Source organism: Thermosynechococcus sp. QKsg1 (genome assembly GCF_031586415.1).
Lineage (GTDB): Bacteria > Cyanobacteriota > Cyanobacteriia > Thermosynechococcales > Thermosynechococcaceae > Thermosynechococcus.
This window is the reverse complement of record NZ_CP134200.1, coordinates 582,171-603,489: the sequence shown is the minus strand read 5'-3', so window position 1 is coordinate 603,489 and position 21,319 is coordinate 582,171. Positions and strand designations below refer to the sequence as shown.

19 protein-coding genes are annotated in these 21,319 nt (G+C 53.4%); 14 read left to right on the top strand and 5 right to left on the bottom strand.

Annotation, left to right across the window (positions count from 1 at the left end; genetic code table 11):
- Nucleotides 1-22: 22 nt before the first annotated feature.
- From RHP47_RS03000 to RHP47_RS02950, 11 genes are all read left to right on the top strand, one after another.
- Nucleotides 23-1,522 carry a DUF3352 domain-containing protein gene (locus RHP47_RS03000; RefSeq protein WP_310841014.1) on the top strand — a complete coding sequence of 500 codons (1,500 nt, stop codon included), beginning with the start codon at nt 23-25 and terminating at the stop codon, nt 1,520-1,522.
- Between the two features lie 102 nt (nt 1,523-1,624).
- On the top strand, nt 1,625-4,660 hold the full coding sequence (ppc, locus tag RHP47_RS02995; protein ID WP_302679815.1) for a phosphoenolpyruvate carboxylase: 3,036 nt from the start codon (nt 1,625-1,627) through the stop codon (nt 4,658-4,660).
- 6 nt (nt 4,661-4,666) lie between these two features.
- Entirely contained in the window at nt 4,667-5,254 is a 588-nt protein-coding gene (locus RHP47_RS02990; RefSeq protein ID WP_149818039.1) for a Uma2 family endonuclease, read from the top strand.
- Between the two features lie 80 nt (nt 5,255-5,334).
- Nucleotides 5,335-6,594 (top strand): bifunctional glutamate N-acetyltransferase/amino-acid acetyltransferase ArgJ, encoded by a 1,260-nt coding sequence (gene argJ, locus RHP47_RS02985; protein ID WP_286626534.1) that lies wholly within the window; start codon nt 5,335-5,337, stop codon nt 6,592-6,594.
- 50 nt (nt 6,595-6,644) lie between these two features.
- On the top strand, nt 6,645-7,334 hold the full coding sequence (locus RHP47_RS02980; protein ID WP_149818035.1) for a response regulator transcription factor: 690 nt from the start codon (nt 6,645-6,647) through the stop codon (nt 7,332-7,334).
- Nucleotides 7,288-8,691: a cell wall metabolism sensor histidine kinase WalK gene (locus tag RHP47_RS02975; RefSeq protein WP_286626532.1), complete on the top strand. Its 1,404-nt coding sequence runs from the start codon at nt 7,288-7,290 to the stop codon at nt 8,689-8,691. Before RHP47_RS02980 ends, RHP47_RS02975 begins: the two co-directional genes overlap by 47 nt.
- 78 nt (nt 8,692-8,769) lie before the next feature.
- Complete coding sequence (locus RHP47_RS02970) at nt 8,770-9,060, top strand: hypothetical protein (RefSeq protein WP_286626531.1); 291 nt, start codon at nt 8,770-8,772, stop codon at nt 9,058-9,060.
- Between the two features lie 113 nt (nt 9,061-9,173).
- Nucleotides 9,174-9,848, top strand: coding sequence for a Fe2+-dependent dioxygenase (locus RHP47_RS02965; RefSeq protein ID WP_286626530.1), 675 nt, complete (start codon nt 9,174-9,176; stop codon nt 9,846-9,848).
- Nucleotides 9,849-9,899: 51 nt separating this feature from the next.
- A complete protein-coding gene (locus RHP47_RS02960; RefSeq protein ID WP_310841011.1) occupies nt 9,900-10,448 on the top strand; it encodes a PepSY domain-containing protein in 549 nt (182 codons plus the stop codon).
- Nucleotides 10,449-10,781: 333 nt separating this feature from the next.
- Nucleotides 10,782-11,294: a flavodoxin FldA gene (gene fldA, locus RHP47_RS02955; protein WP_149818024.1), complete on the top strand. Its 513-nt coding sequence runs from the start codon at nt 10,782-10,784 to the stop codon at nt 11,292-11,294.
- Nucleotides 11,295-11,379: 85 nt separating this feature from the next.
- Nucleotides 11,380-12,003, top strand: a complete 624-nt coding sequence (locus tag RHP47_RS02950) for a Crp/Fnr family transcriptional regulator (protein WP_310841009.1) — start codon at nt 11,380-11,382, stop codon at nt 12,001-12,003.
- Here RHP47_RS02950 and sufD read toward each other — a convergent pair.
- Complete coding sequence (sufD, locus tag RHP47_RS02945; protein ID WP_310841008.1) at nt 12,000-13,286, bottom strand: Fe-S cluster assembly protein SufD; 1,287 nt, start codon at nt 13,284-13,286, stop codon at nt 12,000-12,002. The two genes, RHP47_RS02950 and sufD, sit on opposite strands and share 4 nt — an antisense overlap.
- The gene (gene sufC, locus RHP47_RS02940; RefSeq protein WP_149818017.1) at nt 13,283-14,065 is read right to left on the bottom strand and encodes a Fe-S cluster assembly ATPase SufC; all 783 of its coding nucleotides are present in this window, start codon (nt 14,063-14,065) and stop codon (nt 13,283-13,285) included. Before sufC ends, sufD begins: the two co-directional genes overlap by 4 nt.
- A gap of 151 nt (nt 14,066-14,216) precedes the next feature.
- Between sufC and RHP47_RS02935 the strand changes: the two genes are divergently transcribed.
- Nucleotides 14,217-15,869 carry an aldehyde dehydrogenase family protein gene (locus tag RHP47_RS02935; protein WP_302679808.1) on the top strand — a complete coding sequence of 551 codons (1,653 nt, stop codon included), beginning with the start codon at nt 14,217-14,219 and terminating at the stop codon, nt 15,867-15,869.
- Nucleotides 15,870-15,871: 2 nt separating this feature from the next.
- Here RHP47_RS02935 and RHP47_RS02930 read toward each other — a convergent pair whose 3' ends face one another.
- From RHP47_RS02930 to crtR, 3 genes are read right to left on the bottom strand one after another with little or no spacing between them, the layout of a single operon-like run.
- Nucleotides 15,872-17,110 (bottom strand): endo-1,4-beta-xylanase, encoded by a 1,239-nt coding sequence (locus RHP47_RS02930; RefSeq protein WP_226971993.1) that lies wholly within the window; start codon nt 17,108-17,110, stop codon nt 15,872-15,874.
- Between the two features lie 44 nt (nt 17,111-17,154).
- A complete protein-coding gene (locus tag RHP47_RS02925; RefSeq protein ID WP_149818013.1) occupies nt 17,155-18,114 on the bottom strand; it encodes an ABC transporter ATP-binding protein in 960 nt (319 codons plus the stop codon).
- Between the two features lie 14 nt (nt 18,115-18,128).
- Nucleotides 18,129-19,013: a beta-carotene hydroxylase gene (gene crtR, locus RHP47_RS02920; RefSeq protein WP_399374355.1), complete on the bottom strand. Its 885-nt coding sequence runs from the start codon at nt 19,011-19,013 to the stop codon at nt 18,129-18,131.
- 154 nt (nt 19,014-19,167) lie between these two features.
- On the opposite strand from crtR, the gene recN reads away from it, so the two are divergent.
- A complete protein-coding gene (gene recN / locus RHP47_RS02915; protein WP_286626518.1) occupies nt 19,168-20,886 on the top strand; it encodes a DNA repair protein RecN in 1,719 nt (572 codons plus the stop codon).
- Nucleotides 20,887-20,953: 67 nt separating this feature from the next.
- The gene (locus RHP47_RS02910; RefSeq protein WP_149818006.1) at nt 20,954-21,319 is read left to right on the top strand and encodes a resolvase; all 366 of its coding nucleotides are present in this window, start codon (nt 20,954-20,956) and stop codon (nt 21,317-21,319) included.

The following is a 21,319-nucleotide window of genomic DNA, read 5'->3' as shown; positions in this document are numbered from 1 at the left end:
GCCTGCCACATTGAGGGCACTGATGCAACCGCACCATCGATCGCTATGGTCATCGTTTTTGGTCTTTATCCTCTGCTGGTGGGTTCTAACCTGTGGCCAGCCAGCCTTCGCTGCCGATAGCGATGACCTGATCTTTGTCCCCCGCCAAGCCCAGAGTGTCCTCAAGCTCAATCAACGTCCCAGTAGCGATCCGCTGCGCTTTTTTTGGGAGCGTTTTTGGACATCCCAACTGGCTGATTGGGGCTGGTCGTGGTCTGAGGTCAGTACTTGGGTAGGAGAGGGGGTGACGGTTGCCCAGTTCCCCTGTTCTGAAGTGTGTCCATCCCCGCGGCAGTTGTGGATTCTGCCCCTGAAGCGCCCAGACGCAGCAACGGCTTTCTTAGAGACCTACTGGCAGAGCCATCCTTTTGAGGCGCAAGTCTATCAAAATATCCCCCTCCAAGTGGGTAAGGACTTGGTGACGGCACGGCTGGGCGATCGCCTGCTCCTCGCTGCCGATGTGGAGACCATGATCGCTAGCTTGGGGTCAGCGGTGATTGGGGATGGCAATCTGGCGGGTTTGAGCTTTTATCAAGCGGCGCGACCTCAATTAGACGCTCAACCTACGGCCCTCTACTATGCCAACCTGCAATCCCTAAGTCGTGAGGATCGTGAACTGGCACCCACCTACGATCGCCTGCTGTTGGCTGTGAAGGCGCAAAACAACGAGCTGCATCTGGAAACGCTGCTGCACCGCACCAGTGATCCGACATTGGCGGCTGATCCCCTTGACCTTGAGTTCCTCCGTGCCCAAGAACCGATGCCGACGGTGGTGGTTGCGGGTTCCCACTTGCCAGAGGGCTATAGCCAACTCACCAAGGCTTTGGCAGACTACCGCTTTGGCAGAACGCCCCAAGGGGATGAGATTGCCAGCCAACTGCTGCGGGATTTGACGGCAGAGATACCGCTGGACGTGACGAGGCAAATTTTTCCCTTGGCCAGCGATCGCTTTAGCCTTGCCCTTTGGCGCCAAGGCGATGAACAGTGGCAATGGTGGTGGCAGACGCGCAATACCCCAGAGGCGGCAACTGTGCTGCAACAATTGGATGATCTTGCCCGGGCCAATGGCTATGCGGTGAATCGCTTGGTCTTGAATAAAGAACCCGTCACTGCTTGGGTGAAATTAATTCTTGACCCGCAGACCAGTGAAGGCTTGGTCTCTGATGTGGCCGCGGCCTATGAGCAACGGGGCGATCGCCTGATCTTGGCATCCTCCCTATCGGTACTGTCCCCTAGCCAGCATAAAAACGTGTCTTGGCTGCCGGAGAACCTCCTGCGACAGCGGCAAGGGATTCGTGGGCTGGTCTATGCCCGTTGGCCACAGCTATTTGCTCCCTTGAGCCAGCGTTGGCCGCTACTTCAGTATCTCAATGGCATTAGTGCTGGTTGGCTGGAACGTCTGCAAAGCATGACTTTGGTGAATTATGGCGTGCGCGATCGCTTGCAACACCTAGAACTGATTCTCAGCAGCAAAAAAGATTAGAACTGTTAACAAATCCTTAATACGCCTGTTATCAATTGTTGTACTGCCCTAGCTCAGGATTGGGTAAAGTAGGGAGTATTATGTTTGCAGACTGGGGTAAATATGACATCAGTCCTCGATGCGACCAATCGCGATCGCTTGATTGAAAGTGAAAGTTTAGCAGCTCGCACCCTACAGGCACGTTTGCGACTGGTGGAAGAGGTCTTGGTAGATGTCTTGGCGGCAGAATCGGGTCAGGAATTAGTTGATCTACTGCGGCGCTTGGGTGCCCTCTCTTCGCCGGAAGGTCATGCCCTCCATGCCCCAGAGGGAGAACTCCTGAAGGTCATTGAGTCCCTAGAACTGAATCAAGCGATTCGCGCTGCCCGTGCCTTTAACCTGTACTTTCAAATTATCAACATTGTCGAGCAGCACTACGAGCAACAATATAATCGTGAACGAGCTGCCCAAGAGGGATTGCAACGCCGCAGTGTCATGAGTGAACCGATTTCCGGTGTCAGTGGTGAAGGCTTTCCCTTGCCCCATAATGCTGCCAATGCAACGGACGTGCGCAGTGGGCCGAGTGAACGCCTAGAGCATAGTCTCTACGAAGCCATTCCGGCCACTCAGCAGTATGGTTCTTTTGCTTGGCTTTTTCCGTGGCTGCATACACTGAATGTACCGCCGCGCCATATTCAAAAGCTGCTGGATCAACTCGACATTAAGCTGGTTTTTACCGCTCACCCGACGGAAATTGTGCGGCAAACGATTCGCGATAAGCAGCGGCGGGTTGCCCGCTTACTCGAGCAACTGGATGTGCTAGAGGGGGCTTCTCCGCACCTGACAGACTGGAATGTCCAAACCCTGCGGGCACAACTGATGGAAGAAATTCGCCTCTGGTGGCGCACCGATGAATTGCACCAATTTAAGCCCGAAGTGCTCGATGAGGTGGAATACACGCTCCACTACTTCAAAGAGGTCATTTTTGCCGTCATTCCCAAGCTCTATCGCCGCCTTGAGCAATCGCTCCATGAAACATTTCCCTATTTGCAGCCCCCGCGGCACAATTTCTGTCGCTTTGGCTCTTGGGTGGGGGGCGATCGCGATGGCAATCCCTACGTGACACCGGAAGTGACGTGGCAAACCGCCTGCTATCAGCGCAACTTAGTTCTTGAGGAGTACATTAAATCCGTTGAGCGGTTGATTAATCTGCTGAGCTTGTCCCTGCACTGGTGTGATGTGCTGCCGGATTTACTGGATTCCCTTGAGCAGGATCAACGGCAACTCCCTAGCGTCTATGACCAGTATGCGGTGCGCTATCGGCAGGAACCCTACCGTCTGAAACTCACCTATGTGCTCAAACGGCTGCAAAATACCCGCGATCGCAACCGAGCGCTGCAAACCTACTGCATTCGCCGCAATGATGCGGAAGAGCTAAATAATGGACAGTTTTACCGCCACGGTCAAGAATTCTTGGCAGAGCTGCTGCTGATTCAGCGTAACCTGAAGGAAACGGGACTGGCCTGCCGCGAACTGGATGATTTGATTTGCCAAGTGGAGGTTTTTGGCTTTAATTTGGCAGCCTTGGATATTCGCCAAGAAAGCACCTGTCACGCTGAGGCGCTTAATGAAATTACCGCCTATTTGGGCATTCTCCCCTGTCCCTATACGGAATTGTCGGAAACGGAGCGCACTCGCTGGCTCCTCAGTGAACTTTCCACCCGTCGCCCCTTGATTCCGGGGGAACTCCCCTTTAGCGATCGCACCAATGAAATCATTGAAACGTTCCGTATGGTGCGACAACTCCAACAAGAGTTTGGCACGGATTTGTGCAATACCTACATCATCAGCATGAGCCACGAGGTCAGTGATCTCTTGGAGGTGCTGCTCTTTGCCAAGGAGGCTGGACTGTTTGATCCCGCCACAGGCACCAGTACCCTACAGGCGATTCCCCTCTTTGAGACGGTTGAAGACCTCAAACACGCCCCCGCAGTGCTGACGGAACTCTTTTCTTTGCCCTTTTGCCATAGCTATTTGGGCAGCCACAGTACCCCCTTTCTGCAAGAGGTGATGCTGGGCTATTCCGACAGCAACAAAGATTCGGGCTTCCTCAGTAGCAACTGGGAAATTTATAAGGCACAACAACGGCTCCAAAAAATTGCGGAAAACTTTGGCTTTCAACTGCGGATTTTCCACGGCCGGGGTGGCTCTGTGGGACGGGGGGGTGGGCCTGCCTACGCAGCCATTTTGGCACAGCCAGAGCAAACGATCAAAGGACGAATCAAGATTACTGAGCAGGGCGAGGTGTTGGCCTCTAAATACTCATTGCCGGAATTGGCGCTCTTTAACCTCGAAACAGTGGCCACAGCCGTGATTCAGGCGAGTTTGCTGCGCAGTAGTATTGATGAAATTGAGCCTTGGCACGAGATTATGGAGGAGCTGGCCACGCGATCGCGCCAATGCTATCGCCATCTCATCTATGAGCAGCCAGAATTCATTGAATTCTTTAACGAAGTTACTCCGATTCAAGAAATTAGCCAACTGCAAATTAGCTCCCGACCCACGCGGCGGGGAGGTAAGAAAACCCTTGAGAGTTTGCGGGCAATTCCTTGGGTCTTTAGTTGGACGCAAACCCGTTTCCTGCTGCCGGCTTGGTATGGTGTGGGCACTGCCCTGAAGGAATTCCTTGAGGAAAAACCCGCTGAGCATCTCTCCCTGTTGCGCTACTTTTACTACAAATGGCCCTTCTTCCGCATGGTGATCTCCAAAGTTGAGATGACCCTTGCCAAAGTGGATCTAGAGATTGCCCGCTACTATGTCCAAGAACTCAGCCAACCCCAAAACCGTGAAGCCTTTTTCCGCCTCTACGATCAGATTGCTCAGGAACATCGCCTGACCACGGAACTGGTGCTCACGATTACTGGCCATGAGCGGCTACTCGATGGGGATCCGGCGCTCCAGCGATCGGTGCAACTGCGCAATCGCACCATTGTTCCCTTGGGGTTCCTGCAAGTATCTCTCCTGAAACGGCTACGCCAGCACAACAGCCAAACCACCTCTGGGGCGATTCTCCGCTCCCGCTATGGCCGGGGTGAGTTGCTGCGGGGCGCTCTCTTGACGATCAATGGTGTGGCGGCAGGTATGCGCAATACGGGCTAAACAATCATGAACCCGACGACCCGCACATTAACACCATCCCCGCTGCACTTCCGCATTGAGGACTATCACCGTTTAGCTGAACTCGGCTTTTTGGGCGAGGATGATCCCATCGAATTAGTGCGGGGGGAACTGATTAAGATGGCGGCTAAGGGGACAGCCCACGAAACCTGTATCACCCGACTCCTGCGGGTCTTAATGCCAATGGTGGGTGAGCGGGCAACCCTACGCTGTCAATCGCCGATTGTAATTGCAGATCACAGTGAACCTGAGCCAGACATTACCCTTGTCGACAATCGGGAGGATGATTACGCCACGGCGCATCCGACAGCAGCGGCAGTGCAATTGCTAATTGAGGTGGCGGACTCTTCCCTAGAGTACGATCGCACTGTGAAATTGATGCTCTATGCTGAGGCAGGGATTCCCCACTACTGGCTTTTTAACTTGGTGGATCGCACTCTCGAAGCCTATAGTGAACCAGCGCAAATTACACCGACAACCTTTGGGTATTTGAATCGGCGAATTGTGCCCGCGACGGGAGCGATCGCTCTGCCGATCACTGAACAACAGCTCCCCTTGAGTCGTATTTTCCCCTAGACTTCTGCAAAAACCTTAACAGTCGCTGTTTTGGGAAAGACCCTTGATATAATCGCAACGATTCTCTTATTGACGACGCTATGAGCCACTGGCAACGGATTACGGGTGGTGTGACTGCCGCCAAAGGCTATCGAGCTGCGGGCATTGCGGCAGGACTCAAAGCTTCAGGGGCACTGGATTTGGCCTTGATTGTTTCCGATGTGCCGGCGATCGCCGCTGGGGTATTTACGACGAACCACATGTGTGCGGCACCTGTCACCTACTGTCGTCAGCGGTTACAAACGAAGGGAGCGGCGCAGGCGATTTTGTGTAATTCGGGTCAGGCCAATGCGGCTACGGGAGAACAGGGCTGGCAGGCGGTTTTAGCCCAAGCGGATATGGTGGCAACGGCCTTGGGGGTGAGTCCAGAGATGGTGCTCGTGGCTTCGACGGGGGTCATTGGTCAACCCATTCCCCTTGAAAAGATGCGCCAAGCGCTGCCAACGCTAACGGCAAACTTGAGTGATGGCGGTGGAGAGGCGGCTGCCCGAGCCATTCTAACCACAGACTTGGTGCCCAAGCAAATTGCCCTCGAAGCCGAGTGGGAGGGGCAGCCCATTCGCATTGGTGGCATGGCCAAGGGGTCAGGGATGATTCACCCGAATATGGCAACGATGCTGGCCTTTATTACCTGCGATGCTGCTGTGTCGCCCCATCTGTGGCAGGAGATGCTCCAACGCGCCTGCGATCGCTCCTTCAATCAAATTACCGTTGATGGTGATACCAGCACCAATGACAGTGTGATTGCTTTGGCCAATGGACAATCGCGTACCCCTGCGATTACGGAGCCGGGCGCAGCGGCCAGCCGCCTTGAGGAAATGTTAACGGCGGTCTGTGTCCATTTAGCGAAGGCGATCGCCCGTGATGGCGAGGGGGCGACCTGTCTCATTGAAGTTCAGGTGAGTGGTGCTAGTGATGATGCCGCTGCCCGTCAAGTGGCCAGAACCATTGCGGGTTCAATGCTCGTCAAATCAGCCATCTATGGACGGGATCCCAACTGGGGACGCATTGCCGCCGCTGCTGGCCGCGCTGGGGTGCCCTTTGATGCCAGTAATCTGGCCATTTCCCTTGGGGGGATTGCCATGATGCGCCACGGTCAACCCTTACCCTTCGATCGCGCCGCTGCCAATGCCTACTTAGTCAATCAAGCCGCCGCTAGTAGCGATCCCAGTGGCCAGCAGTCCCTCGACCATCCGGTGGTGATTGAAGTCAGTATTGGTCATGGCAGTGGTCGAGGTGTCGCTTGGGGCTGTGATCTCAGCTATGATTACGTTAAAATTAATGCCGAGTACACCACCTAGTCCTACAGCTCGGCAACGAACACAGGGGTGTCCCCACGCCGCCGGCCTTAATGAAAATTTTAATTGTTGAAGACGATCAAACCATCGCCAACTTAATTGCCGAATCCTTGGCCCATCAGCGCTACACCCCTGAAGTGGTACATGATGCCGAATCAGCTCTTGAGTATTTAGAGGCCACTGCCTTTGACCTACTGATTTTAGATCTAGGCTTACCGCGCATGGACGGCCTAAGACTGTGCCAAATCCTTCGCCAGAGAGCCTACCAGCTGCCTATTTTGATCCTAACGGCTCGAGACACCAGTACTGACAAAGTCATGGGTCTTGATGCCGGCGCCGATGACTACCTAGTCAAGCCCTTTGATCTGGCCGAACTGTTGGCTAGGGTGCGTGCCCTACTGAGGCGTCAGTCGCTACCATTTTCCTCTGTCCTTAGGTGGGGCGCCCTCACCCTATATCTAGACAAAGCCAAAGTCACCTATAACAACCAAGAGCTCCAGCTGACCCCCAAAGAGTATGCCATTTTGGAGGTGTTGTTGCGTAACGGCAGTCGCATCCTTAGCCGCTCAGCAATTATCGATCATGCGTGGTCATTGGAGGAAGTGCCAGGGGAAGAAGCCGTTAAAGTACACTTAAAGAGACTGCGGCACAAACTGAACGCAGGCGGGGCTCCTCCTAATTTTATTGAAACTGTCTATGGTTTTGGCTATCGGCTTAATCCCAACTTTGAATCGCCGAGTTAGTAATCTGCGGCATCGCCTATTTTTTATATACTTTTTGGTGATTACTGGAATTTTATCTATCTCTTCATTCTCAATTTACTCTCTGATTGTTTATCACCGCTACAATCAACTCGACGATCATCTAAAAGAAGTAGGCACCCAGTCTGCAAGTATCTTAGAAATCCTGCAGCACGAGTATGAAGAGTTAAAGAAAGAACCAAAATACAAAGGGTATGTTCCTAAAAATGTTTCAGGAGACTTGCAACCAATTACAGTTTCTCAATTAATGGGCAAGTATTATTTTGAGTCTGTCTATGAAGTCATGACAAACTTCCCCAGTCATTTTTCTCAGAGTGTTCAATGGTATGACAAGGATAGGAAATTAATTGTTTATGAAGGCAGAAGGATGGATCAAGTGAGTATACCCAATCATCTTTCTGACGCTGGAACAATTGTCAAAGAAGATCAATATCGCTATTTCTTTCTGCCGGTATATGCCAGAGCAAACAAAATGGAGCCTCATCGCCAAGCCATTGGCTATGTCTGTGTCATAGAATCAACCACTGAGTTAGATCGGGAGCTAGAATACTTAAAATCTATCTTTCTATTGAATATCCTCGGCATTAGTATGATTACGCTTTTGGCAGCATTTTGGTTAACTAATCAAAGTCTTCAACCGATTCTCATTTCACTCAATCAATTAAAACAATTCACTGCAGATGCCTCCCATCAATTGCGACATCCCCTAACGGCAATTCAATCTTCGATTTCCTTGCTAGAGCAATACTCCAAGAATCTTGAACCATCCCAATCAAATAAATTCAAAGTAATTTTATCCGCCTGTTACCAGATGAATACCTTGATCAATCAGCTATTGCTCCTAGCGCGTATGGATCATCATAAACTTGATCAGAGTCAATGGGTCAATGTTGACTTGGATGAGCTATTGGAGTCACTCGTTGAGCTACAGTACGATCGCGCTAAGAAAAAACAGATTCATCTGACTTATCACTGTGATACCAATGTCTATGTCTATGGCAATCCTGAACAAATTTACGAGATTTTTAGCAATCTTTTGGATAATGCGCTTCACTATACCCCTAGCCATGGGGCTGTAACCATTAACCTCAAAAAAAGGGGGGCGTTTGCGATTGTTGAGGTTCAGGATACTGGCATCGGTATTCCTCCCGAAGACATCTGCCGAGTGTTTAATCGCTTTTGGCGTTCTCAGGAGGCACAGTTGTACCATGCCCAAGGCTCAGGGCTAGGTTTAGCAGTGGTGAAGGCGCTTGTTGAGCACTATGGGGGCACGGTAGATGTCCAGAGTCAGCGGCATCAGGGAACCACCTTTACAGTCAAGCTCCCCGCCCGCTCCTAAGTACAGCAACCTTCCCTAGATTGTTACTTTTCTTGAGCACAATCATGGGGTAAAAGCCCATTGAACAAGGAGCAACCTATGAATAGTTACGGTTCAAAAGCCCTCTGCCTATTTGTCTCCCTAGGCTTGGCAAGCACAATGGTGAGTTGCAGCAATCTCAGTGCCGGTGGTGAAGAGGGAGGGGTGTCCTATGAGTTCCCAGCGCCGGCTGCCAGTGCTTCTGCTGTCGCTGCTACCAAAAACCGGACTGTTGGATCGAGCATTTACCTGATGGCGGAACGGGGCGAACGGGGCGAATGGGGCGAAGGCGAGGAAGGTGAAGGGGGTCGTTATCGACGCCGACGCTGGTGGCCCTATTCCCATTCGTAAAGTTAAAGCAGGAAGAAGGAATCTACAGCCTTCAGGCCGGGGAGGAGGTCAACCTTGTTTTTCCTCCCCCCAAGTTGCTGTCTTTATGGGTCAGCCCCTAGGAAAGCGAGCCAATGCTACTGCAAATCCATCAAGTCTTAACCTCTGAAGAACTGCATCGCCTAAATGCCATCCTTGAGGCAGGGGTCTTTGTAGATGGCAAATTGACTGCTGGCATCTATGCAAAAACTGTTAAAGACAATCAACAATTGGCGCAAGACAGTGAGGCGTATGCGCTGGCTTCAGAAATCGTGCTTGCAGCCTTAACAAGAAATCATCTCTTCCAAGCCTATGTACAACCTAAGGTCATCCGTCCCATCCTTTTTAGCCGCTACGAACCCGGCATGGTCTATGGCAGCCACATGGATAATGCCCTAATGGGTAGCGGTGAGCAGTTGAGTCGCTCTGATGTGTCCCTCACCCTCTTTCTGAGTGATCCTTGTACCTATGAAGGGGGAACCTTGGTTCTCGATACCAGTTTGGGCGAACAGTCCTTTAGGTTGCCTGCGGGCTCAATGATTGCGTATCCAGCCATCTTTTTGCATCGAGTGGAACCAGTGAGTCAGGGTGTTCGCCTTGCGGCAGTCACATGGGTGCAAAGTTTAATTCGCGATCCCTTGGAGCGAGAACTCCTGTTTGAACTAGATACTGTTCGCCGCAGCATTTTTGAAAAACAGGGGAAAACCATTGAGTTTGACCTGCTCTGCAAGGTGCACGCCAATTTACTGCGCAAATGGGCGGATATTTAAGCCAAGGTATTCCTTTCAGGAATCTACTGAGTTGAATGGGGACGGGCGAGAATGAAAGTACGTCAACTGCATCGTCAAGTCGCGATCGCGCTGTGGCTGCCCTTGGGGTTAACGATGTGTAGCGGATTGGCCTATCGGTTGGGTCGCAGTTGGTTAGGACTATCCAAAGACTTTGGCAAATTGATGATGACAATCCATACGGGCGCCTTTTTGGGGGAGTCCTTCAGTTTGCTCTATGTGCTCTGCTTGGGGTTAGGTGTGGCCGTACTGACCGTCAGTGGTTTTAGGTTAATCAATCCCAGACGACTCAAGCAGTACCACCGGCTGGCTCAGCCAAGCAGCAGCCTGAGACTCATCCATCAGTATGGAGCTATTGTTGTCTTGCTGCCGCTTTTGGTGAGTGCCATCACAGGAGTTGCTTACCACTTGAGTCAACAGTGGCTGCATTTGCCAAAACAGCAGCTGGCTGTCTTACTCCAGATCCATGAAGGAGCCTATTTGGGTGTTGCCTTCAAGCCTCTCTACATCTTGGCGCTCAGTGGCGTCTTGCTCCTGATGTTTTTAACGGGCTGGAAAATGCGCGGTAAGCGCTTCGGGTGATCTCGCCAGCAGCACCGCCTAGATGGTGGGGATCGCTTACTCAGATTCCTAAGAACCTTCTGCCCTTGGTTGGCCTCTTGACCATAGCTGCTTCAGTACAAGGGAGCTTTGATTGCCAACTACGACGACTCCATTGAGGGCACAATCGGTGCTGAACAGAGGCTCGAAATTTTTGGACGATCAACAGCGAGTCTTCTAAAACAGGTTTCCAATTGAAATAAATTTGCAATAATAAATAGGGGAGCACGACAGTGTTCACAGGCTCCCCAATCCTGCCGATCGCCCCAGAACATCCTAGGAGAACGCCAGCAAAAATTTACGAGGATGTTATCGATGGCAACAATTGGCTTATTTTATGGAACCCAAACTGGCAACACCCAGATGATTGCAGAGAAAATCCAGTCCGCCTTTGCCAATGCTGCGGTGGTAGAACTGCATGATATTGCATCAGCAAGTCCCTCTGACTTTGAAGCCTACGATCGTCTGATTATCGGCTGTCCAACGTGGAATGTGGGCGAACTTCAAGCCGACTGGGAGGGCTTTTACGAGGAGCTAGACAGCATTGATTTCACTGGCAAAAAAGTGGCCTACTTTGGCGCAGGAGATCAAGTGGGCTATGCTGACAACTTTGGCGATGCCATTGGTATTCTTGAGGCAAAAATCAGTGAACGGGGTGGTGAGACGGTAGGATACTGGTCGATGGCGGGGTATGAATTCAATGCCTCCCAAGCGCTGCGGGGAGATCGGTTTGTGGGTCTACTCATTGATGAAGACAACCAGTCCGATCTTACGGATCAACGCGTTCAGCAGTGGGTCGCACAACTCAAGCAAGAGTTTGGTCTCTAGATGGTTTTGGGGCAACTCAGTGAATGCGGGGTTGCCTCTCTTTTGAATTTTGATAATAGTAATCATTCCGTTTTTGGGTATGGGAATGATGTCCGTCCCCCTCTACACACCTATTGATCCAGCCACAACTGTGGCGAAAGCCTACCCAGCTTTTGAGCTAGGCCGCAATGCATCCCTCGTGCTGCGGGAGCGTGTTTGGCTGATTCAAACAGGGATTATTGAGATCAACCTCGTCGACAGCGACGGCAACCTCTGTTTTATTGGGTTAGGGACGGCGGGAATGGCCGTTTGTGGCTCCCCTGATCTTTGCTATGAAATACAGGCGCTGAGCCCAAGTCGCCTCCTCTCATTTACGGCCGCTGAGGTACACGCATCTGCCCACTTACCACGCCTCATTTGCGAGGGGCAACAGTATCGGCAGTACTACAGTGATCTGTTACTGAAGGCCGGTCATTATCCCACTGCTGTGCAGCGATTGTATGAAGTTTTAGTGGTTTTGGGGCAAATGATTGGCGTCAGCACCCCCGCGGGTGTTCGCCTCCCTGTGCGGTTCACCCATGCCCAACTGTCCCGCTACACAGGCATTACTCGGGTGACCGTAACCCGCTTACTCCACCACCTTCGTCAGCAACAGCGGCTCTGGTGGGGGCGCGATCGCCACCTGATTCTTCTTGGCCAAGATTCATGCTGCCCAAAGAACAGGGGTTAGTGTAGCTTAGCCAAGAGCGCTTCTTCAATTTCCTGCCGCAGGGGGTCTGGCTCAATCTCCACCAGTTGCTCAAGGGCAAAGGCCTTCACCAGTAAATCCCGCGCTTGGCGCTCATCAAGGCCACGACTGCGCAGATAGAAGATATCCTCTGCCGCCAGTTGACTGACAGTGGCACCGTGGGAGCACTTGACGTTATCAGCCACAATTTCTAGTTGGGGCTTGGTATCCACGCGGGCTTTGTCGGAGAGCAGCAGCGTGCGATTGAGTTGGCTAGCATCCGTGAGCTGCGCCACTTGGGGCACAACAACGCGACCATTAAAAATACCGTGGGCGCGATCGCCAAGAATGCACTTGTGAATCTGTTCACTGCCGCTATGGGGAGCATTAAAGAACACTGCCGAGTGGGTGTCCATAATTTGGCTATCCATGGCGATCGCCAGTCCCTTCAGGATTGTCTGGCTGCCACTACCTTGGATCTGCACCTGCCAATTGTGGCGGCTCAAGCATCCCCCCAAATCAACGGCGTGCCCCTCGTAGTCACTGTCTTGGGCTTGGCACACCGCTGTACAGCCAATGTGAATCGCCGTTGGTGATTGGTGTTGAATCCGCACATGGCGCAGGCGGGCACTGGCTCCTAGGGAGAGTTCCGTGACACTGTTGGTAAACTGTTGATCGCCCGTGAGGGACAAAAAGCGTTCAATCAGGGTAGCTTGACCGTGGGCAGCAACTTGAACTGTCAGACGCGGTGACACCACACTCTGCTGCTGCCGACTACTGACACAGAACACCTCCACCGGTTCAGGGAGAGTCCCCGATAGACGCAGACAAACCCGATCCGCAAGCATGGCGGCATTGAGATCACTAAAGACCTCTGGGGGCGCGATCGCTGGTAGGGAAGGGGGCAATAGCTCAACCCCAGCGGCATTCACACGGGAGAGTTCTCCGCAAAAATAGCCATCAATCAGAACAATTTGGGCAACGGTTGGAAAGCTGCGCTCACACAGCAGATGCCGCACTTCGGCAACAATTTCTGGATTGAGGGGGGCAATGGGGGCTTGGAAGGATCGCGTCCGTAAAGCCGATAAATCCGTAAAGCGCCAATCCTCATCGCGGGGGGTGGGCAAGGTTTGCTCATGGAGGCGATCGCGGGCCGCTTGCCGCAGGGATTCTAACTCAGCATGGCGCGGGGGCGGTGCGCAGTTCAATAGATCATTGAGTTCATTCGTGCGACTGGCCTTGGGCAGATCCGCTTGATCGGAATTGGCGTTGACTGTAATGGTCATGATACAGCCCCCTCCTCTTCGCGAACCCAGTCATAGCCCCGTGCTTCCAGTTCTAGCGCCAGTTCCTTCGGCCCGGTCAGAACAATCCGCCCCCCCTCCATCACATGGACATAGTCGGGCACGATGTAGTCCAGCAGCCGTTGATAGTGAGTAATCAGCAGAATGCAGTTATCAGGACGAGTCAGTTGGTTGACCCCATTGGCAACAATGCGCAGGGCATCAATATCAAGCCCAGAGTCGGTTTCATCGAGAATGGCTAGAGTCGGCTCCAGCAGAGCCATTTGCAAAATTTCATTGCGCTTTTTCTCGCCGCCGGAGAAACCCTCATTCACCCCGCGATTGAGGAAGCCTTCATCCAACTTCACCAGTTCAATTTTCTGTCGCACGAGATCATCAAAGTCAAAGGCATCCAGTTCCTCGAGACCTTGATGCTTGCGCTTGGCGTTGTAGGCCACCCGCAAAAAGTCGAGATTGCTCACCCCCGGAATTTCAAGGGGGTATTGAAACGCCAAAAAGACGCCTTCGCGAGCACGTTCCTCTGGGGGCAAGTCCAAGAGATTTTTGCCTTTGTAGAGCACTTTGCCACCAGTTACGGTGTAGTCGGGATGACCCGCGAGAATTTTGGAGAAGGTGCTTTTGCCGGAGCCATTGGGACCCATGATGGCGTGAATTTCCCCAGCGCGAATCGTCAGATTCAGGCCTTTGAGAATGGGGGTGTCCTCCACACTGGCCGTGAGATCACGCACCTCTAAAATGACTTCGCTGTCGGGACGAATCACGCCTTACCTCCCTTGCATCGTTCATAATTTTTTAATGTAGCGCAGCGGGCTGGCGATCGCGATTGAGTTTCTTGGCAGAGGAGTATTGACGACAACAGCACACCGGCACCGCTGTCAAACCATGCCCACAGGAGAAAATCAACCACCTTTTATGACACTCTCAACAACCACCATTCCCGAACTGGAACGCCTCCATCAGCAGGCCAGCCGCTGGCAATCCCTCGCACCGCGAGAGCGCATGGGCTATCTCCAAGCAATGAAAACCCTTGCCCGTCGCCATGCTTCAGAATGGGTGACCTTGGCCTGTCAAATCAAAGGCATTGATCCCCAAGGGGTTTGGGCAGGGGAAGAGTGGACAACAGGTCCTTTGGGACTCATCCTCAAGCTGGATCACTATCTCTATGCCCTGCGTCACGAAGCCGCCCCCCCAGTGCCCCGCTGGCGAACCGCCCCCACCGGTCAGGCGATCGCTGACATTCTGCCGCGCAATTGGCAAGAGCGTTTACTTTGGTTTGGGGTGAAAGCCGAAGTTTGGCTCCAACCCGATCAACCCCCAAGTCAGGGCAGTGCCCACCGTAACCCACCGCCGCCGGGGGTCGTTGTGGTGCTGGGGGCGGGCAATATCACATCATTGTGCTTGGCGGATGCCCTCTATCAACTGGTGGCGGCCAATCGAGTGGCACTACTGAAGATGAATCCCCTCTTGGCGCCCTTGACGGAGTGTTTTCGCAAGATTTGTGCGCCCTTAATTGAGGCGGGTTTCCTTGAGATTGTTGAAGGAGATGCCGCCCTAGGGGAAGCCCTCTGCCATCATCCATTGACGCAGCACATTCACATTACCGGTTCCCACCACACCTACAATCGCCTTGTTTGGGGAGAAACGGCGGCCGAGCAGGCCATTCGCAAAGCTCGCCAACAACGGAAGCTAACCAAACCCGTGACAGCAGAACTGGGAAATGTCACTCCCCTGTTGATCGTTCCCGGCGAATGGACAGCAGCAGAACTGACCTACCAAGCCCGCCAAGTGGCCAGTGCCCTTGTCCATAACGCCAGCTTTAACTGCATTGGGGCGCAAATCCTCGTCACGGCTGCGGGATGGCCGCAGCGAGAGGCATTCCTCAACGCCCTGAAGGCACAACTGCAAGCGATTCCCCCTCGCCCTGCCTATTATCCGGGGGCGATCGCCCGCTATGAGTCGTTTCTGGCGGATTATCCCCAAGCCACGGTGCTGAGTCCCGCTGTCGAAGGCACAATTCCTTGGACCCTGATTGAAGGCCTCACCCCCACGGCCAATCCCCGCATTTTCCAAGAAGAGGTCTTTTGTGGTCTGTTGGCAGAGGTGCAACTGCCCGTTAGCGATGCCGCCGCCTACCTCACCACTGCCGTGCCCTTTGTCAATGAGCGGCTCTGGGGTACCCTCGGCTGTAGTCTAATCGTTGATCCGCGCACTGAGGCCAGCTGTGCAGAAGTGCTGGAACAGGCGATCGCCCAACTGCGCTACGGTTCTATTGCCATTAATGCGTGGGTCTCCTTGGCCTATGGATTGGGCTGTACGCCTTGGGGAGCCTTTCCCGGACATACACCAGCGGCCATTGGTTCTGGGGTGGGCGTGGTTCACAATAGCTTCCTGTTTGACTATCCCGAAAAAGCCGTGGTGCGTGTTCCCTTCCAGTTACCGGTGACGCCCCCTTGGTTCTATGGCCATCGCAGCCTACCCCAACTGGCGCAGGCGGTCATGGACATTTACGCTGGCGGCAATCCCTTGGGTTGGCTGTCCCTCTTGATGGGGGCGATGCGGGGCTAGGCTCATAGCCGAACGGTGACGGTTGTCCCCCCTTGAGGCAGTGTCAACTCCTGTGTGCGGGTTTGGCCTTGGGCTGTCACTGTTAAGCGATAGCGACCAAGATAGCCGCGTCCTTGCCATTGGCCTTGGGCATTGGTTTGACCCGTCACCTTTGTCCACCACTCCTCAAACAGCAGTTTGCGGTAGGCGATCGCCGCTGGCTTGGCGGAAAAGTCTTGGCGATAGAGTCCGGCTTGGGGGCGCCAATGGTTCCCCGCCCAAAAGCCCCAAAGCAAAATTTCCTTGACTGCGGAGTGGGCAAAACCAATGCGATAAATTTGGCGCAGGGTCTGGGCCTGCTGTTGCTCATCGGCCAAACTCACACTCACTTCGGTAATTTTCAAGGGGAGATTGAACTGGGCGAGGGTATCAAGAGCCCGCTGCATTTTGGCCTCATCCAAGGGATATTCCAGATGGGCTTGAATCCCAATCCCGCCAAGGGGCACCCCTTGGGCCAAGAGACTGCGAATTTGCTCAACATAGTCGTTCAGGCGATCGCCCTCAATGATGCCGTAGTCGTTGACATAGAGAATCGCATCGGGATTGCCCTCGCGGCACCATGCAAACATCTCCTTGACAATGCCCTCCCCAAGGCGACTGCGGAAAAAATTGCCATGGAGCATCTCATTGTTGACATCAAATTCGTTGATCCGACCGCGATAGTGGCGACAGACAGTAATGGCATGGTTTTTCACCGCTGCGCGCAATTGCTCTGGTGGCAGTGTTTTCAGCCATGGGGGATTAAACTGCTCCACTTCCCAAAAGAGGGTATGCCCCCGCATTGGCCAGCCTTGGGCCTGCACCCAGCTGAAGAGGGCGTCAGCCATAGTAAAGTCCAGCTTGCCCTGCTCTGGCTCCAATTGATACCACTTGAGGGCATTTTCATGGACGGCGGCATTGAAGTTTGCCTGAGCCGTTTGTTTGTACCAGTCAGCAGCCGGAGGTGGGCTGGGGCGAAACATCTCCGTATCGAGGGCAACGCCAAAGGGAAAGGCATGGCTTTGCTGCAGCAGTTGGACGTGGGCATGGGGAATCGGACGGCCTTGGGCATTCTCAACGACGACGGTGAGGGGCGCCTGTCGCAATTGCTCAATTTGCTGGCTGAGGGTATCAGTGGCCACAGAAGAGGCAGAGGTACCGCAGGCAACCACTAAGAGAGCGGCCAAGCAACTCAACCAGAGAAAACGGCGCCAGTTCAGCATAGATGATGACCTTTTGCGACGAGGGCTTCAGATGGATTGCATCCCTAATGGCTCACTTGAATCCCCTGTTGACGCAGTTGTTCCACAAAAAACTCTTCGAGGGTGGGGCGAGCAAGGCGCAGTTGGAGGATTTTACCGCCCATTTCTTCAACGAGGGTGAGGAAGCGTTGTAGGGGAATTTTGATCACGCCTTGCCAGCGATCGCCCTGAATATCTAAGGAATAGAGCCATTCCTGAAGGCCATCCACATGACCGCCTTTGCCCACCACGTGATAGGCTTCGCTACTGCCAAGGAGTTCATCCACACCGCCTGCGCAAATCAATTGCCCTTGCGCCAAAATACCAATGCGATCGCAGATGGCCTCCACATCCGCTAGGACATGACTATTAAAGAAGATCGTCTTGCCCTGCTGTTTTAAGGAAAGAATGATCTCGCGAATTTGGTAGCGGCCAAGGGGGTCGAGACCCGACATGGGTTCGTCCAAAAAGACCACTTCGGGATCGTTAATCAGGGCTTGCGCCAATCCCACCCGCTGCACCATCCCCTTCGAGTAGCGGCGCATTTGCTTTTTGCGGGCATCCTTGAGGTTGAGGCCCACCATTTCCAACAGCAGAGGAATGCGTTCTTTGCAGGTGGCGGCACTGAGGCCAAAGAGTCCCGCCGTAAACTCTAGGAACTCCCAAGCCGTCAAATAGTCATAAAAGTAGGGGTTTTCCGGCAGGTAGCCAATCCGCTGCCGCACGGCGCGATCCCCCAAGGGATGTCCCAGCAGCGTACCCTGCCCTGCACTGGGTTGCACTAGCCCCAAGAGAATCTTCAGCAGGGTGGTTTTACCGGCGCCATTGGGGCCAAGTAGGCCAAAGGTTTCCCCCTTGTACACTCGCAGCGAGACAGACTTGAGGGGCGTGAGCACCGTCCGCAGCCAAAATCCGCTACGGTAGGACTTTTGTAAGTTCTCAACCGCCACCACAGGGGGGCGATCGCCCGCAGCGTCAGCCAGCATACCGGAGATTCACCTCAGGAAGAACGAGGGCGATGGAAATGCAAACCCACCAAAGCATCATAGAGAAAGGGCAAGAAATTCCCTGGTTCCAATATACCAAGGGTCTGTTTGCAGCCGTGGGCATCGAGGAGGGGTTTAACGGCGTAGTAGGCCGGCTGCACTTTGTACCAAGGGATATTCGGCCAGAGATGGTGGATGAGGTGATAGTTTTGACCAAAAATGAGGATGTTTAGGAGGCGGCTGGGATAAACGCGAGCATTGTGCCAGCGATCGCGCTCGGTATGGGGACGGTGGGGAAAATAGTCAAAAAACAGCCCCAACATCAGACCCACCACCCCGGCAGGCAAAAACCAATAATTAAGCACGTAGTCTAAATAGCCATTAAACGCCGCAAAGATCACAATGCCCACCAGCGTCAAGCGACTGAGAAACCACTCCCAAAGTTCATAGTTGCGCCAAAGCCGCCGCTTAAAAAAGAACACCTCATGGTAGAAAAAGCGGGGTGCAATCAGCCACAGGGGTCCCCCTTTGGAGACATAGTGGTCGGGATCGTTTTCGGGATCATTGACATGGGCATGGTGCTGCATGTGCACCCGTGTAAAGACAGGGAAAACAAACCCCAACATCAGGGCACTGCCATGACCCATAATTGCATTCATAATGCGGTTACTGTGGGCAACATTGTGGGAGGCATCGTGGATTACTGTGCCCATGAGGTGCAAGGCCAGCATATTGGCCACAAATGAGACCCAGCCCGGCCAGTGACCTTGAAAGTAGCCCCAAGTGGATAAAATGGCGATCGCAAATGCGGCAAAAAACATCACTAAGGTGGGATTAAAGCCCATCGGGGGACCTAAAAATTCCTTGGGAACCGTGGCCGGGATCGCTGCCTCCGTGATCATCCGCGCGGTCGCTCCTCACATTGTTGCAAAATGTTACCTTCATACTATGTAGGCTAATCAGCGGTACAAAATCAAGTCGCACGATTCCAAAAGTGGGTCACCGCCCTTTGCTCAAGGATGGCCCTAGAACCGTTGCTCTAGTGGAGCCACAATGCTACAAACGCTGCGGATTCAGAACTTTGCCCTCGTTGCGGAGCTAGAGGTGACCTTTCAGCGGGGGTTGAATGTCCTCACGGGGGAAACGGGGGCAGGCAAGTCGATTCTCCTCGATGCCATTGATGCTCTCCTTGGGGGGAAGCTCTCGGCGCGGCAATTGCGATCGGGGACAGAGCAGGGCTGTATCGAAGCCACTTTCACCCTGACCCCCCCAGTGAGAGACTGGCTGGCCACCCTAGAAATTGATGCTGAAGGGGATGAGGTGATCTGTAGCCGCGAGTTTAGTCTCAAGGGAGAGACCTTTCGCAGTCGCAGCCGCGTCAATGGTGTGTTAGTGAATCGCCAGCAACTTCAGGAATTGCGGCGGCACCTTGTGCGCCTGACAGCTCAAGGACAGGCAGGACAACTGGCCAGTGCCTCTCAACAGCGGGATTGGCTTGATCGCTATGGGGGCGAGGCCTTAATGAGCCAGCGGCAGCGGGTGGCAGACGCCTACCGAGTATGGCAACAACGGCAACGGGAATTGCAGGATTTTGCCGCTCAGGAACAGCAACGGCTCCAGCGACTCGACTTACTGCACTTTCAACTCCAAGAACTGTTGCCGGCTGCCCTAGACGACCCTGAAGAACTGACCCAATTGCAACAGGACTACCAACGCCTCAGCCATGTGCAGGAACTGCAAAGCCAAAGCCAACAGGCCTATCACCTCCTCTACGAAGGGGAACCGAGTGTGGTGACGTTGCTGGCCCAAGCCCAAGGGGCAGTGCAAGCCATTGCCAACTGGGATCCAGCGCTTCAGCCGATGAGCGAATTGTTGGCAGGGGCGATCGCCCACACCGAAGAAGCCGCCCGCCAACTGCGCAGTTATGCCGATCGCCTCGATGCGGATCCAGCCACACTCGATGCCCTAGGTCAGCGCATTCACCAATTACAACGCCTGTGTCGCAAGTATGGCCCTGATTTAGCCAGTGTCATTGCCTATCGCGATCGCATCCAAGCAGAATTAGCTGCCCTCAGGGATGCCTCTACTAGCCAAGAGTCCCTAGAAGCAGAAGTTGCCCAACTGCGGCAGACCCTTGAACAAGCCAGTGCGGCACTTCACGAATTACGACTAAAGGCAGCAGAACGCCTCGAACAAGACCTGCTGACCCATCTTCAACCCCTTGGACTCCCCCAAGCCCGTTTTATCGTGCAGGTCACAACCACAGAAGCCAGTAGTCACGGTAGTGACGAGATTAGGTTTCTCTGGAGTGCCAATCCTGGCCAACCCCTGCAACCCCTTGGGGAGATTGCCTCTGGCGGTGAAATGAGCCGATTTTCACTGGCGTTGGAGACCTGCTTGACGACACAGCAAACACCGAAAACGCTAATTTTTGATGAAATTGATGTTGGGGTTTCCGGACGCGTGGCGGGGGCGATCGCCGAGAGTTTAAGACGATTGGGGGAAACCCATCAGGTGTTGTGCGTTACCCATCAATCCTTGATTGCGGCAGCGGCTGATCATCACTATTTGGTGCAAAAGGACATTGATCCCAGTGCCGCCACAACGGTAATTCGTGTGCAATACTTAAGCGGTGAGGCACGTGTTCAAGCCCTTGCGGATTTAGCGGGGGGCGATCGCTCGGCAATGGCATTCTCATTTGCCAGTGGCCTGTTGGCACACCAACAACGCCCCTTTCCGCCTAACGCCCAAGGAATTAGCATGAAAACCTGACGATTTGATGTCCATATCCTTACAGTAAAATAAGTTTGATAGCAACATTACCGTTTGGCCGTTCTCAATGCAGCGTTCTTCCTATCCTGCGGGGGGGGATGAGTTAATGACCATTGATCAAGTGCAGCAAACTCTCCGCCGCTCCCGTGCGTCTATTTATCGTTATGTCAACACCAATAATGAAACCATTAATCCCCCCTTTGATCCCCAACGCCTCAATCCAGAGCATCGCAAAAGCCGTCGTGAACCGCTGCTGTTTCACCCCAATGAAGTGGCTCGTTTTGCCCGTGACGTGATGGGCATTACTACCCTCCAAGTGGAATTAAAAACCACGCCCCCCAATCCGACAGATGATCTCCTCAAGGAAATTCTCGGGGAATTAAAGCACATTCGCGAGGTTCTAGAGCGGGTGGAGAAGTTACTAGGAAGCTAG

Excerpts from the sequence above, each read along its gene's own strand:
- RHP47_RS02970 (WP_286626531.1), top strand. The coding sequence starts at position 8,770 with ATGAATAGTTACGGTTCAAAAGCCCTCTGCCTATTTGTCTCCCTAGGC.
- RHP47_RS02925 (WP_149818013.1), bottom strand. The coding sequence starts at position 18,114 with ATGCTGGCTGACGCTGCGGGCGATCGCCCCCCTGTGGTGGCGGTTGAG.
- RHP47_RS02910 (WP_149818006.1), top strand. The coding sequence starts at position 20,954 with ATGCAGCGTTCTTCCTATCCTGCGGGGGGGGATGAGTTAATGACCATT.
- RHP47_RS02930 (WP_226971993.1), bottom strand. The coding sequence starts at position 17,110 with ATGCTGAACTGGCGCCGTTTTCTCTGGTTGAGTTGCTTGGCCGCTCTC.
- RHP47_RS03000 (WP_310841014.1), top strand. The coding sequence starts at position 23 with ATGCAACCGCACCATCGATCGCTATGGTCATCGTTTTTGGTCTTTATC.
- RHP47_RS02990 (WP_149818039.1), top strand. The coding sequence starts at position 4,667 with ATGAACCCGACGACCCGCACATTAACACCATCCCCGCTGCACTTCCGC.
- RHP47_RS02960 (WP_310841011.1), top strand. The coding sequence starts at position 9,900 with ATGAAAGTACGTCAACTGCATCGTCAAGTCGCGATCGCGCTGTGGCTG.
- argJ (WP_286626534.1), top strand. The coding sequence starts at position 5,335 with ATGAGCCACTGGCAACGGATTACGGGTGGTGTGACTGCCGCCAAAGGC.
- ppc (WP_302679815.1), top strand. The coding sequence starts at position 1,625 with ATGACATCAGTCCTCGATGCGACCAATCGCGATCGCTTGATTGAAAGT.
- recN (WP_286626518.1), top strand. The coding sequence starts at position 19,168 with ATGCTACAAACGCTGCGGATTCAGAACTTTGCCCTCGTTGCGGAGCTA.
- fldA (WP_149818024.1), top strand. The coding sequence starts at position 10,782 with ATGGCAACAATTGGCTTATTTTATGGAACCCAAACTGGCAACACCCAG.
- RHP47_RS02975 (WP_286626532.1), top strand. The coding sequence starts at position 7,288 with ATGGTTTTGGCTATCGGCTTAATCCCAACTTTGAATCGCCGAGTTAGT.
- RHP47_RS02980 (WP_149818035.1), top strand. The coding sequence starts at position 6,645 with ATGAAAATTTTAATTGTTGAAGACGATCAAACCATCGCCAACTTAATT.
- RHP47_RS02935 (WP_302679808.1), top strand. The coding sequence starts at position 14,217 with ATGACACTCTCAACAACCACCATTCCCGAACTGGAACGCCTCCATCAG.
- RHP47_RS02965 (WP_286626530.1), top strand. The coding sequence starts at position 9,174 with ATGCTACTGCAAATCCATCAAGTCTTAACCTCTGAAGAACTGCATCGC.
- RHP47_RS02950 (WP_310841009.1), top strand. The coding sequence starts at position 11,380 with ATGATGTCCGTCCCCCTCTACACACCTATTGATCCAGCCACAACTGTG.
- sufD (WP_310841008.1), bottom strand. The coding sequence starts at position 13,286 with ATGACCATTACAGTCAACGCCAATTCCGATCAAGCGGATCTGCCCAAG.